General features: G+C 45.8%; 11 protein-coding genes. All 11 read left to right on the top strand.

The annotated features are described in order from the left end of the window. Positions 1-13: 13 nt before the first annotated feature. Complete coding sequence (locus L6I86_RS29385) at positions 14-964, top strand: ABC transporter permease (RefSeq protein WP_236292002.1); 951 nt, start codon at positions 14-16, stop codon at positions 962-964. Between the two features lie 36 nt (positions 965-1,000). Further along, a complete protein-coding gene (locus L6I86_RS29380) occupies positions 1,001-1,876 on the top strand; it encodes a carbohydrate ABC transporter permease (RefSeq protein WP_236292001.1) in 876 nt (291 codons plus the stop codon). A 42-nt stretch (positions 1,877-1,918) separates the two neighbouring features. Further along, on the top strand, positions 1,919-3,079 hold the full coding sequence (locus L6I86_RS29375) for a hypothetical protein (RefSeq protein WP_236292000.1): 1,161 nt from the start codon (positions 1,919-1,921) through the stop codon (positions 3,077-3,079). A 40-nt stretch (positions 3,080-3,119) separates the two neighbouring features. Next, positions 3,120-4,214: a glycoside hydrolase family 88/105 protein gene (locus tag L6I86_RS29370; RefSeq protein WP_236291999.1), complete on the top strand. Its 1,095-nt coding sequence runs from the start codon at positions 3,120-3,122 to the stop codon at positions 4,212-4,214. A 19-nt stretch (positions 4,215-4,233) separates the two neighbouring features. Beyond that, positions 4,234-5,721: a glycoside hydrolase family 28 protein gene (locus tag L6I86_RS29365; protein ID WP_236291998.1), complete on the top strand. Its 1,488-nt coding sequence runs from the start codon at positions 4,234-4,236 to the stop codon at positions 5,719-5,721. Positions 5,722-5,813: 92 nt separating this feature from the next. Then, positions 5,814-11,165, top strand: a complete 5,352-nt coding sequence (locus L6I86_RS29360; protein WP_236291997.1) for an S-layer homology domain-containing protein — start codon at positions 5,814-5,816, stop codon at positions 11,163-11,165. Between the two features lie 151 nt (positions 11,166-11,316). Then, positions 11,317-12,027 (top strand): metallophosphoesterase family protein, encoded by a 711-nt coding sequence (locus L6I86_RS29355; protein ID WP_236291996.1) that lies wholly within the window; start codon positions 11,317-11,319, stop codon positions 12,025-12,027. 72 nt (positions 12,028-12,099) lie between these two features. Continuing rightward, positions 12,100-13,011, top strand: a complete 912-nt coding sequence (locus tag L6I86_RS29350; RefSeq protein WP_236291995.1) for an AraC family transcriptional regulator — start codon at positions 12,100-12,102, stop codon at positions 13,009-13,011. Positions 13,012-13,276: 265 nt separating this feature from the next. Continuing rightward, positions 13,277-13,717 carry an SRPBCC family protein gene (locus L6I86_RS29345; protein ID WP_236291994.1) on the top strand — a complete coding sequence of 147 codons (441 nt, stop codon included), beginning with the start codon at positions 13,277-13,279 and terminating at the stop codon, positions 13,715-13,717. Beyond that, positions 13,707-14,183: an EVE domain-containing protein gene (locus tag L6I86_RS29340; RefSeq protein ID WP_236291993.1), complete on the top strand. Its 477-nt coding sequence runs from the start codon at positions 13,707-13,709 to the stop codon at positions 14,181-14,183. Before L6I86_RS29345 ends, L6I86_RS29340 begins: the two co-directional genes overlap by 11 nt. After that, positions 14,164-14,607, top strand: a complete 444-nt coding sequence (locus tag L6I86_RS29335; RefSeq protein ID WP_236291992.1) for a MarR family winged helix-turn-helix transcriptional regulator — start codon at positions 14,164-14,166, stop codon at positions 14,605-14,607. Before L6I86_RS29340 ends, L6I86_RS29335 begins: the two co-directional genes overlap by 20 nt. Positions 14,608-14,642 lie beyond the last annotated feature (35 nt).

Here is a 14,642-nt window from a genome sequence, read left to right as displayed (position 1 = left end):
AGGAAGAAGTCCTATGCAAGAAGTGAAGGTTTCGCAAAGTGTTGTCGCTAGGAAGTCAAGCAGCGAATTGAGCAGACGTCTTTGGAAAAACAAATGGATTTATGTCATGTTGCTGCCTGGTATTTTGTACTTTATCGTTTTCAAATACATTCCGATGTACGGATTAATCATTTCCTTTCAGAACTACAAGCCTTTCAAAGGTGTTACCGGAAGTGAATGGGTTGGTTTGGAGCATTTTAAGCGCTTGTTTACAGAACCGGATTTTCTGAATATTTTGAGCAATACGTTAATCTTGTTCGTTATGAATCTCTTGTTTTATTTTCCGATTCCGATCATTTTGGCGCTCATGCTGAATGAAGTCAGAGGGGATCTCTTTAAGAAAGTGTTTCAAACAATCGTGTACCTGCCTCACTTTATGTCTTGGGTAATTATCGTTTCCATCAGCTTCGTAATGTTGACTATGGATGGCGGGATTATTAATGAACTTATTTCGTATTTTGGCCTTGAAAAGATTAATTTTTTACTTGCTCCAGAATGGTTCAGACCGATTTATATTTTTCAAGTCATTTGGCGTGAAGCAGGTTGGGGAACGATCATTTATTTAGCGGCGATTGCTTCCATCGATCCAGGTTTATATGAGGCTGCTCGTATGGATGGTGCAGGACGATTTAGACAAGTGTGGCACATTACGCTGCCCGCGATCCGAAGTGTCATTATTGTTTTATTAATTTTGAAAATTGGTGCGGTTCTCGAGCTCGGTTTTGAACATGTGTATTTGCTTCTGAACTCCATGAACCGAGAAGTTGCTGAGATCATTGATACTTATGTATATACAGCGGGTCTTAAACAAGGGCAATTCAGCTACAGCGCAGCGATTGGTTTGTTCAAATCATTCATTGGACTTGTACTGGTGATGCTAGTGAATCGGATTTCTAAGAAAATGGGTGAAGAGGGCGTTTACTAGGCCCTGTAAGCGCAAAGCAGCTAGGAGGTTGAAGTCGTGGTAGAAGATAAAACAGTAGCCGGCAGAATGTTCGGTATCATCAACTATTTGTTATTAACCATCATCGGATTGATTACGATCATCCCGTTCGTACACGTGGTGGCAGGATCTTTCACGACGAGTGCGGAGATGGCGACTAAGAAATTCGTCCTCATTCCAACGGATTGGAGTATTGAAGCCTATCGCTTTATTTTTTCAACGAACACCATATTTAAAGCCATGGCGGTCTCGATTGGGACGACGGCTGTAGGCACAGTGATTAGTATGTTCATCACAGCGTTGATGGCTTACGGTTTGGCACGCAGAGATGTGGATGGACGTAAAGTGATCATGTTCCTCGTTGTTTTTACAATGTTGTTTCATGGCGGCTTGATCCCGACGTTTCTCGTAGTAAAAGAGCTTGGTATGATCGACACCTACGCGGCGTTGATTCTTCCAACAGCAGTGAGTGCATTTAACTTAATTATTTTGAAAAACTTCTTCCAAAACATCCCGGAAGGGCTCGAAGAGTCGGCGAAAATCGACGGCTGCAGTGACTTCGGTATCCTATTCCGTATTGTTCTGCCATTATCAATGCCTGCGATTGCAACGATCTCGTTGTTCTACGCGGTAACCTATTGGAACACGTACTTGAGTGCGATTCTTTACATCAATGAAAGTGCCAAATGGCCGATTCAAGTCTTACTGCGCCAAATTGTCGTCCTTGCCAGCGGTCTGGACGTGAGCTCCGACTTGGACAGCGCGACACCACCACCGGCGCAATCGATCAAAATGGCGGTTATCGTCGTAGCTACGATTCCGATTCTGATTGTGTATCCGTTCTTGCAGAAGCACTTTGCTAAGGGCGCGATGATTGGATCCATTAAGGGGTAGTCTGTAAAAGGACATGACAACACATTAAGCGGGGAAATGCGCATGACTGTTGGGGAAAATCAGAGACAAGATCAACAAGATAAGAAACAAGATCAAAGTGCGGAGATCAGTAAACTACTTGCCGAAATGGATCAATTGTTTGATGGTTTTGGAGCGTGGCTTAGCGGACAATTGGATGCAGAAAGCGGCGGGTTCTACTACGCCGCAAGCTCCAGACGGATGCTGGGCGGCGCTCCAGACATTGAATCTACAGCGCAAGCGCTGAATATTTTGGAGCGCTGCGATTGGCTGGATGCTATGTCGACAGATATGAAGCGGGGGTGTATCCGTTTCTTTCAAAGCAAGCAGGAGTCATCGTCAGGCTATTTCTATGATGACAATCCGCTGATGCGTGAAGATGAAGTGATGGTTGCCCGCGCTATTTCCTATAGCTTGAATGCATTGCGCAAGCTTGGTGGGCATCCGCTTCATGCACTGCCATACGAGGCGCAGCAAGCGCCAGCTTATATGTCCTCACCTGAAGACTATCTCACGTGGCTGAAGTCGGTTGAGCTAACGAACAGCTGGCGAGGCTGTGATCGCCTTTCCACCTCCAGTGTATATGTGAAGCAAGTGGAGCCGGAGAGCCGCAGAGCTGAGTTTGCCCAAACAGCATTCCATTTCTTCGCCAATAAACAGGATCCTTTTACCGGTTTATGGGGAGAAGGGTCCTATTATGTGCGGATCTCGGGCACGTTCAAGCTGCACATTTTCTATGACCACTTCAATGTTCCGTTGCCAAGAGAGGAACGAATTTACCAAAGTATCCTCTATGCCTTGCGGCATGAGGAAGCCGTTGATATGTGCTATATACGTAATCCGATTCACTTACTGTCGTATATGACGTTATCCATTCCGGCAGAAGAATTGCGAGAAATCATTTCGATTACAATGGCCAATATGAAGCGTTTGCTTCGTGCAGACGGGGGCTTCTCCCGTGAGCTGGCCCACTCGCCAACAGCACCTAACGTGGCTCAAGTGAAGGAAGGCGAATATTATCCCGACATGCCGAAGGCAGTCCATATCGGGGGTGGCGAAGTGGAAGGCGATATGAACGCTGGTACACAAGCTTTGTTGATTCGTTCAGTCTGCTACCAGTTAGCTGGCAGAAAGGCACCTCCTTTGATCAAAGCGCCGATGTTCACCGTGCTGGAAAGCAATTGAAACGTTTAAATTCATTGTTTAAATGAAAGGGGACCTTCTGATGGCTGCTGTTCAGACGAAAACACCATTAGAGTGGGCACAAGCTGCCTGCGACTCGATCATGGACACGCATACGCCGATGCAGCTTCCGCCCGCCGGGCGTTGGCATTATCATCAAGGCGTATTCCTGTGCGGCATGGAAATGCTCGCACAAGCAAGTCCAGATACGCGCTATGACGCGTATATCCAAGGCTATGTCGACGGTTTAGTCGACGACAACGGCAATCTCTACTTCGCGCGCGACGAGCTCGACGCGATGCAAGCTGGGCTGTTGCTGTTCCGCATCGAACAGCGCACAGGCCAGCCCAAATACCGCGCAGCTGCCGATAAGCTGCGCAATCTGCTCAAGACCCTGAACCTCACCTCCGAAGGTGGGTTCTGGCACAAAGATAAATACGCCAACCAAATGTGGTTGGACGGTCTGTACATGGCCGGCGTATTCTCGCTGAAATACGCGAACGCCTTCGGCGAAACGAGCTTGCGCCAAACGGTGCTGCATCAAGAGCAGCTCATGCGCAAGTATATGAAAGATGAGCGCACGGGTCTGCTGTACCATGCGTGGGACGAAAGCCGCCGTATGCCGTGGGCGAATCCGGAAACCGGCTGCTCGCCGGAATTCTGGGGACGTTCGCTTGGCTGGTACGGCCTAGCCGTCGCGCAATTCCTCGATGAATTGCCTGCGGACGATCCTGGGCGCGAAGCGTTGGTGAAGTCACTGTGTGACTTCGTCTATACAATCATCCACTATCAGGACGCGAAAAGCGGTCTCTGGTATCAGGTGATCGACAAGGGTGATCAGCCGGACAACTGGCTTGAAAGCTCCTGTACTAGCCTGTTCGTCTACACGATTGCCAAAGCCGTAAATCTCGGCATTGTTGGCCGCGAATGTGCGGCAGCGGCGTTGAAAGGGTATGAAGGTCTGTTGCATACGTTGAAATTTGATGAGCAAGGTAGAGTTATTCTGCCGCTGATCTGTATTGGAACATCGGCTGGAGATTACGAGAATTATGTAACGCGTCCAACGAGTGAGAATGATCTGCATGGTGTGGGAGCTTTTGTCATGGCATGCGTTGAAGTTCAGTCATTGAAGAAGTAAGGTACCGAAGGAGCGACCTATGGCGATAATTAACATAACAACATTCGGCGCTGTTGGTGACGGTGAAACGGATAATACGCAGGCCATCGCAGCAGCGATTGAGGCCTGCTCCCTTCAAGGGGGCGGTACAGTTTATGTACCTGCTGGGACGTATCTCACCGGCCGGATTGAGCTGCGCAGTTATATGACGTTGGAGCTTGAAACGGGCTCAAAGCTAATGTTTATCAACGAGTTCGATAAGTATCCGCTCGTACAGACCCGCTGGTCCGGTTACGAATGCTACGGGTACTCTCCGCTCATTTATGGGAGAGGTTTGAAGAAGGTGTCTATCAAAGGTGATGGCATCATCGATGGTCAAGGCAGTGCTTGGTGGCAAGCGTATCGTGAGATTCGCAAAGGCGGCACGGTGGACTCCGCACAAACGCAAGAACTCAAGGTGAAGAATCAGACTTTGCTGGAAACGGTGAAGAGCAATATCGTGGAGTGGTCTTCCCAATTTCTAAGGCCGCCGCTGCTGCAATTGATGGATTGTGAAGGCGTTAGACTGGAAGGCATAACCTTGCAGAACTCCCCTTTCTGGAATACACATTTGGTCTATTGCTCGGATGTTCAGCTTCACGGGGTTTCGATTAAGAACCCGAATGATACGCCTAATGGCGATGGGTTGGATATCGACTCGTGCCAAAATGTTCGTATTTCCGATTGTTTCTTTGATGTTGGCGATGATTGCTTATGCATTAAGTCCGGTATCGATGAAGATGGCCGACGGGTGGGCAAGCCATCCGAGAATATCGTGATTACCAACTGTACGATGTTGAGAGGACATGGCGGTGTCGTGCTCGGCAGCGAGATGGCTGGCGGTATTCGGAATGTGGTTATTTCCAATTGTATTTTCACAGGGACGGATCGCGGCATACGGATGAAAACGAACCGTGCCCGCGGCGGGTATATCAAGAATATTTTAGTCAGCAATATTTATATGGAAGATGTGTTCTGTCCGTTAACGATTAACTCATTCTATCGGCACGGTGTTGACGAAAGCGATCCGTTGATCAGTAGTCCAGACGCCGTTCCCGTAACGGAATGCACACCTGTGATCGAACACATTCGGATCCATCAAGTAACCGCGAAGCGGACTCGTGCAGCTGCTGGCTTCCTCTATGGATTGCCAGAGATGCCGATTCGCGACGTGCAGTTATCGCACGTGCATATCGAGATGACGACGGATCCTTCGGAGCAGGGAGATGAGCCGGATATGGTGCGCGAGAAGTTAATCATGGCTGGCGACGGCATGCTGTGCAAGCATGTAGCAGATTTGGAACTTCATCATGTGCGTATCGAAACGCGTCAAGGTCCTGCTCTTTGTTTGGAAGATGTGCGTGGCGTTGATGTTCATTCGCTTACGATGAAGGGGAGGCATGCGGCGACGCCGGTTGTACAAGCAACGCGAGCCGAGGGGCTGTTCCTATCTGGAAGGCAGTCGATGGAGTCAGACTACCTGGGTTGAGTAAGTAGGATTTGGAGGGAATGGGCGCTGGATGGCGTCTTTTTTCTCGCCAAAAAGTAAGCGCATACAAAGAAATGTTGGAGGGATGTTACTTGAAACAACACAAACGGTTGTTGGCAATGGTTTTGTCACTTGTTTTATTATTATCGATGATTCCTTTTAGCGGATCCGCAGCAGCAATTGGGGATTGGCAATTTAGCGCTTTCGGGAATAGTACAAGTGCAGCAAATAATCCTAGTCCTACTGTAAGTCAAGATGGTTCCATCACGTTAGAAGCTAAAAACGGCAAATTTGCATCAGATAACGAAGGCTTATCTTTTTATTACAAGACATTAGACGTACCAACGGATGCCAATTTTGAGATTTCGGCGAAAGCAAAAATAGTAAACTTTAACAGTAATGCTACCCCAAACTCTCCAACCCAAAAATCTTTTGGATTAATGCTGCGCGGCAGTGTGGGGTCTAGTAACAGCTCACAAACATCCAATTATGTAGCAGTGGGTGGTTTTGGTGTCACGGCTACGACAAGCATTATGCAGGCGGTTTATAAAAAAGGTGTTGTTGGAACATCAACGACCACAGGTACTCAAACAAAGCTTCCATTTAGCGATTTGAATGCTCCAACTGCGGATGAAGAATATGTGCTGAAAATCAGAAAAACTGGCGATGCCTACGTTGTAACGGCTAACGGCAAAAGTGAAAAATTCAAGTTGGACAGTTTATTCGGCAGCCAAATCTATGTCGGTATGTATGCGGCAAGAGATGCAAAAATCACGTTTAGTGATTTCGACATTAAAGTAGATCCTAGAGCTCCAATTCAATTAAAACTAGACACGACTTTAATGAAAACGGAGTATTTGAAAGATACAAGTTTAGATACAAGCGGTTTAAAGGTGACAGCCGTATACACTGATAATAGTGAGGAAGTTCTTTCGACAAACGATTATGTGATTACTGGTTTTGATAGTAGTCAATTAAGAACAGTCCCGATTACGATTAGCTTTAACGGCGCGTTCCAAACGATTAATCTTACCATCGTGCCTTTAACAGCTACGGCATTGGGAATCAAATATTTTCCTGCCAAGACGGAATATTATTTAGGAGATCTATTTGATCCTGAAGGTTTCGTTGTTACGGCAGCCTACAATTCAGGGGTCATGACAGATCTAACAAGTGATAAATACACGTTCTCCATTCCGGTAGCAACGGTAACAGGCTCCACGTATGCCTTCGATACTCCCGGAACAAAGATCGTTACAGTCAGATCAACGGAGACGCCTTCAACGATCACAACATTTAACGTAACTGTAAATGACGCTCAAATGACTGGTTTGGAAGTTGCACAGCCTCCACAAAAAACACTTTACTACCTAGGCGATTCGTTTAAACCTAACGGGATGGTTGTGTATGCACGATATAGTGACAATTCGAAAGTAAGACTTTTGTCCAAAGATTATACAACCGCACTCGACACAACCACTGCGGGTGCGAAGCCAGTTGTCATTTCGTACAGAGGACAACAAGCTAATGTCGCTGTTACAGTCAAACAAAAAGAATTAACGGGGATTCAAGTTACACAATATCCTAAAACAACCTATCGAGTCGGTGAAGATGTAAACACAAGCGGATTAACAGTTTCAAAATTGTACGACAACAAAGATGAAGAAGTTCTAGCACCAACTGACTATACAATCGATAGCTCGAATTATACAAAGAACATAGCTGGCGTCTATGACATTAAGATCATTCCTACCGATGGAAGCATTGGGCATATCGTCTATAAAGTGACAGTTAGAGAGCAGATGACCTATACATGGAATCCGATTAGATTCGGCCAATCTTCGTCTGCAAGCAGTAATACCATCACGCCAAAAGTAGATGGAAGCGTACAACTCGTAGCTTTAGACGGCGGTGGTAAGGTTACTGGCGATCATGATGGTATTTCCTTTTATTACGTAGAGTTGGACGCTGTGAAAGATAACTTTGTCTTATCGGCAGACATTAAAGTTAATGCTTATGCGAAAACACCTTACGACGGCCAAGAATCTTTCGGGATTATGGCGAGGGATGCCATTGGAACTGAAGGTGATTCTAGTGTATTCGCCTCCAACATTGCAGCTGTTGGTGGATACAGCGGTGGCACAACCAAAGACAATGGCACACAATTATTCGTAAGATCAGGTGTCGAATCTAGTGATGGCAAAGGCAGCAAGGGCATTCAAAACGTGATGTTAAGAAATGAAAGGCCTTCATCGAGCAACACGCCTTATAAGCTCACGCTCACCAAAACGAATAGCGGATTCACTGGAAAGATTAACAATGAGCAGGAGCAAAAGATTTTTGTTCCAGACATTATGAGTGTACAAGATTCCAAAATGTATGTAGGGTTTTATACGGCTCGTCTTGCAACAATTGATGTTAGTAATATCGAACTGAAAGTAACGGCAGCAGAAACGGATACGCCTAAGATTGAGGCTCCTAATCTGCCTGTTACACCCGATTTCCAGTTTGTCTCTCTAGATAAAACTTCAAAAATGGATTATTCCTTATCCGTAAAGTCGAATGTAAACGGCACAGTAACGATTAAACAGGATCAACATGTCATCGCAACAGAATTGAACGTTGAAGCGGGTAAAATGATTACCTTACCTACAACAGTTACCCAGAATACTTACACGAACTTTAGCGCTGTATTTTTACCAAATGATACGCAGCTGTTGACGTCGTATGATAAACGGGTAGCCAACTTTTCAGTATCCATGAGGACGTTTGTTCCTGGCGGTGATATCTATGTTTCGCCAACAGGTACAAGTGCTGGTACAGGTACAATAGATAGTCCTCTTGATCTGGACACAGCTATTGCTTATGTGAGCACAGGGCAGAAGATCATCCTTCAAGATGGTAGATATGTACGTAATGCCAAGCTTGATATTAAGAAGGGCAATGACGGTACGCCTACAGCCAACAAATATCTCGAGGCAGCTCCAGGTGCGACGCCAATATTTGATTTTGATAAGAAATCCGAAGGTGTTGTGTTGAGTGGGAATTATTGGCATATTAAAGGCATTGATTTTACTCGTACAGGTCCTAACACGAAAGGTTTTACAGTAGGCGGCAATTATAACATCGTTGAGCAAAGTAGATTTTATGCTAATGGTGACACGGGGCTGCAAATTAGCAGTACGGACGGATCAACTGACAAAACGACATGGCCCTCTTATAACCTGATTTTGAACTGTGAATCCTTTGATAATATAGATCCATCCAATAACAATGCCGACGGTTTTGCAGCAAAACTGACAGCTGGTCCAGGCAATGTGTTCCGTGGTGATATTGCCCACAATAACATTGATGATGGTTGGGACCTTTATACCAAAGTGGGATCAGGTGCGATCGGCGCTGTAACAATTGAAGATAGTATTGCCTACAATAACGGGACGTTAACGAATGGCAGAGTAGGCGAAGGGGACAAGAATGGTTTCAAGCTAGGTGGCGAAGGCATTCACGTACCACATATAATTCGCAACAGTATTGCTTTTGGCAATGGTGCTAATGGTTTTACAAGTAATAGTAACCCTGGTGTCAGAGCTGAAAATAATATTGGCTTTAACAATGCCAAAGGCAACCTAAGTTTTACAACGTATTCAGGCATCCCAACTGACTTCACAATTAATGGCTTTGTATCCTATCAAAAAACGGTTTCTGTCAAAGATAGTTACCCAGCTGAATTAAAAGCCGACAATAACTATATGTTCGACGGTTCCAAATCGGTTAACAAATCGGGTATTCAACTGACAGATGCAAACTTTACAAGTCTAGAACCGGTTGAATCGTACACGAGAAATGAAGACGGCAGCATAAACTTGGGGACATTCCTTCAACTTATCGCACCGCTTTCTGCTCCGACAAACCTGACTGCATCCGCAAGTGACGCAAAAGCGATATTAACATGGAGGACTGTTACTGGTGCTACTTACTATAACGTTTATCGTGGATTGGCTGAAAATGGTTCATTTGATAAAATTGCAACAAACGTTACGAATGCAACGTATACAAATGGCGAATTAACTAACGGCCTAACTTATTATTACAAGGTAACTGGAGTAAACGATTTGGGGGAAGGTCAATATTCGAATTTAGCAAGTGTAGTTCCTTATAAATCAAATGGTAATCCATCTGGAGGTTCGGCAGCACCTACTGCGGATCTAACAAGCAACGAAGATGGTGTGCAAGTAGTAATCCCTCCAGTGAACCAAACGATTAATGGGAAAGTCGTTGCGGTCGTTACGGTAGATGGCGGCACATTGGGGAAAGCATTTGATGCACTCAAATCCAATGAATCCAAAAAAATTACGATTGATGTAAAGAGCAATGAAGGGACTGCTAAAGTTCAAATGGATGCAAAGGCCTTATCGTCAGGGCTGGTAAACGCGCCAGATACAGTGTTGTCCATTAAAAGTAATGATGTTACTTACGATCTCCCTGCCAAATCGTTGGATCTTGCGAACATAGCGACAGCGCTTGGTACCGATGTAAGTCATGTGAAAATTAATATCTCGATCGAAAAGGTAACTGGCCCTACGGCTGAGCTGATTAACACTAAGGCGAAACAAGCTGGATTAACACTGCTTTCAGGTGCAGTTGATTTCACCATTACCGCGGAAGGCAATGAGAAGACGGTAAAGGTGGACAATTTTGGGAATACGTACGTGCCAAGAACAATTACCTTGGTTAAAACAGTAGATTCCAATCAACTAACTGCGGTATTGTTCAACCCGGAAACCGGGGAGATGTCTTTCGTTCCAGCGATAGTAACAACCGTAAATGGCAAGGCAGAGGTTACCATTAAACGTCAGGGTAACAGTATCTACACCGTTGTTCAAGCTTCGAAGACTTTCGATGACGTAAAAGGACATTGGGCGAAGAACGAGATCGAATTGTTGGCTTCCAAATTAGTGATCAAGGGGACTTCGGATACTACTTTTGGACCTAATAATCACATCACACGCGCCGAATTTGCGGCTCTTCTGGTTAGGTCACTTGGTTTAAAAGAAGAGGCATCAACACGTTTCAAGGATGTACCTGCAAACAGTTGGTTTGCGGGGACAGCAGGTGCATCGGCTAAAGCTGGTTTGATCGAAGGATTTGAAGATAACACGTTCAGACCGAATGAAAGAATCACGAGAGAGCAGATGGCGGTCATGATCACGCGAGCGATGACATTTGCCGGGAAGTCAGCTACGGTTGACCTCAAGCAATTAGACAAATTTACGGATAGCATGGGCTTGAGCTCGTGGTCCAAAGATGCCGTAGCTAGGGCGGTGAGCGCTGGTATTGTAAACGGCGTAACCGAAACAGAATTTGTCCCTGCAGCTCCAGCGACTAGAGCGGAATCAGCGGTCATGCTGAAGAGATTCTTACAATTTGTTCAGTTTATCAATTAGTTTCTTGTTGAAGGACGTCCTTTCAGGGCGTCCTTTTCACTGCTTCTATATGGATTTCCATAATTAAGGAAGCTCGTACGTAACGAAATATGCTAAAATAAGCTACATATACATGGGAGTTTTGACAAGAGAACATCAGGGGGAAACGTCTATGAAACGACTGCTAGCTGTTAGCGATATCCACGGCTGTGCTGAGGAATTTAAGGAATTACTAGATAAAGCAAAGTTTAATGCGGAAGATGATCAGCTTATTTTGCTAGGAGATTATGTAGACCGGGGACCAGCGAGTCGGGAAACTGTGGAGCATGTGATGTTCCTTGTGCGTGAGAAGGGTGCAATTGCGCTCAAAGGGAATCATGATCAGCGCTTTTTGGAAGTCGTGAGCGGGACCGATGATTTGACGGAAATGAAGTTTTTTGAACATGGCGGCATACAGACGTTCCAAAGCTTTAGCGGAGTCAGGGACTTTGATTTGAAAACGGCGAAAGAGCGCATTCGGGCGAATTGCAGTGAGCATCTGGCATTTTTACGTGAGCTGCCGCTTTATTACGAGAATGACACGCATATTTTTGTCCATGCCGGGCTGAATCCCGCGTATGTAGATTGGAAAACACAGCCGGAGCGTGACTTTATTTGGATTCGTGCACCCTTTGTGCAACAGAGAACTGTAGTGAAGAAGATTGTTGTGTTCGGACATACAACGACGAAGGATATTCATGGGAAAGCGGAAGTGTGGTTTGATACGGACAAAATCGGGATCGATGGCGGTTGTGCCTACGGTCTGCAGTTGAATCTTCTTGAAATTAAGGGGAAGAATCAATACAAGACGTATTCCGTTGCTTCCAAAGGAAGTTGGAAATAGAGAGCAAGAATTATCAAGAAGCGTAGTTCCGAATGCCGTAAACTAAGGTTACGAAGTTGAGGGGGGCAGACGATGGACAATTATGAGACGCGGATTCAGAGGACGCTGGATCATATTGAGGAGCATCTGTCCGGTCCACTGTCTGTTGAATGCTTAGCCGAGGTCGCTTGCTTCTCTGCCTTTCATTTTCATCGGGTATTTCAAACGATGGTAGGCGACGCGGTGATGGAGTATGTGCGCAAAAGGAGATTAGCTAGAGCGGCTTACCAAATCGCACACACGGAACAGAAGTTGATCGATATCGCCCTCGACAATGGCTTTGGGTCCCCGGAGAATTTCTCACGGGCATTCAAAAAGGTGTTTGAACGTACGCCGCTTGCCTATCGCAAGCAAGGCATACGACCGCCTAACTATCCCAAAGTGAATGTGCTGGATCGGAAATTTAATCCCTATTTAGGAGGAATACGTATGGACTACGCATTGAAAACGAAACCTGGTTTTAAAGTGATTGGATATGAATTGAAGACTTCCTGCAAGGAGGGGCAAAATCACCGAGATATCCCGTTGTTCTGGCAGAAGTACATGCAAGAAGGGTTAGGGCAACATATTCCGAATCGTGTTCATACAGGGTTGCCTGTTGAACTTGGCATTTGTGCAGATTTCAACTTGGAGAGCGGGGATTTGACCTACATCATTGGGATGGAGGCAACGAGCTTCGAGGATGTGCCGGAGAATATGGTATGTCGCGAGTTTCCAGAGGCGGATTACGCAGTTTTCACGACACCGAAGGTGAAGCAGGAGCAGTTTGTGGCGTCGATTCAAAGTACGTGGCAGACGATTTTCACGGAATGGTTTCCTCATTCAGGGTACGAGCATGCGGGGAGTGCCGAGTTTGAATATTATGATGAGCGTTGTCATTCGAATTTGCATGAGCTTGTAGAGATGGATATTTATATTCCCATCAAGTCCAAGTTGGCTGAGTAAACAAACAAAGTTCAAGCTGTAATGAATAACGAATGAATTGTCACGCAAATGACATCTGAATTTCATCTCACTTTAAGGTTCGGATCCTATAATGAAATTCGACCCCCTTTTAAATATATATACTTTAGACCTGCGGCCCGTTGCTGTGGGTCTCTTTTTTTTTTGTTATTGGTTTCTACGTTAGAGATAGTTGGAAATATAGTATTGACTAATATAATATGTAATGATATTATATGTACAAATACTATATAGGGAGTGTTAAATAATGTGGAAATTTGAGCACAGTGTAATGACAATGGCAAAAGCGGAGACAATTTGGAATCTGTATAGCGATATCTCAACTTGGGTGGAGTGGGACAAGGGGATTGTGCATGCTTCATTAGAGGGGGCGTTTGTCGCAGGTACACGTGGGTTGCTGCAGCCAGAAGGTCAGGACCGCCTGAATTTTGAATTGAAGGAGGTCAATCCTCTTCGCGGCTTCTCGGACGTTACCGATATCCCGGCTGCAGGGATTCAAGTTCACTTCACGCATCATTTAGTGGAGACTGCCGAAGGGACGAGGGTTACGCACGAGGTGACGATCACGGGGCCAAATGCGGAACATTTAGGTCCGGTGATTGGAGCTGGTATGGCCGAAGGCATACCGCATACGATGGAGGGGCTTGTCGCATTAGCATTGGAAAGAGAGCTTCGGCATGCTGTCTGAAATATTGAGCGAACAAAGCCGTTATTGGATCGGTGTTGTGTCGGCTTCGCATGTGAGACGAGGTGTGCAGGGCGGTTTCGCTCAGCTCTGTCATGGAAAGGCAGCACCTTTAAGACGCATGCGATCTGGCGATTGGCTTATCTATTACTCACCTCGAACGGAGATGAAGGATGGGGAGCCGCTGCAAGCCTTCACTGCTATCGGGCAGGTTCTGGATGACAGGATATATGAATATCCGATGTCAGATTCTTTCATACCTTTTCGTCGTGACATTCGCTATACTGATTGTAAAGAAACGAAGATTAACTCCCTGTTGGAGCAGCTTAGCTTCACACGCGGAGTGAAAAGTTGGGGTTACCCGTTTCGTTTTGGGCACTTTGAGATATCGGAGCAAGACTTTCGGGTCATTGCGAATGCCATGTTGAACAGCTTTGGAGGAAACGTTAATGAGTTCGAAATACAGTAATGCAGAGGAAAGCCCCGGCTTTATGCTGTGGCAGGTGACGAATATTTGGCAAAAGGCGATACGGAAGGCATTGGATCCTTTTGAGTTGACACACCCGCAATTCGTGCTGCTCTTTTCCTGTAAGTGGCTAAATGAAAAGAATGACCACTCTGGCATTACACAAGTTCAATTAGCCCAGCATGCACAGATGGATGTCAATGTTACGTCGCAGGTGCTGAGAACACTGGAGAAAAAAGGATATATCGAACGCCGGCCTCACCCGACGGATTCTAGAGCGAACGTCATATCGGTAACTAAGTCTGGAGATGTGATCGCTTCACAAGCCGTTCGGGCTGTAGAAGAGGAGGATCGGGCTTTCTTCTCCGACCTTGGTGATGATATCGGGCTTTTGAACCGGATTCTAAAACGACTTGCAAACCATTGACATCTTCTGGCGATATAATTGAGTTCGAGAAGATA

The sequence above is a fragment of the Paenibacillus allorhizoplanae genome, from assembly GCF_927798215.1.
In the GTDB taxonomy this organism is placed as follows: domain Bacteria; phylum Bacillota; class Bacilli; order Paenibacillales; family NBRC-103111; genus Paenibacillus_E; species Paenibacillus_E allorhizoplanae.
The sequence above is the reverse complement of the archived record's forward strand: the minus strand, read 5'-3'. Positions and strand labels throughout refer to the sequence as shown.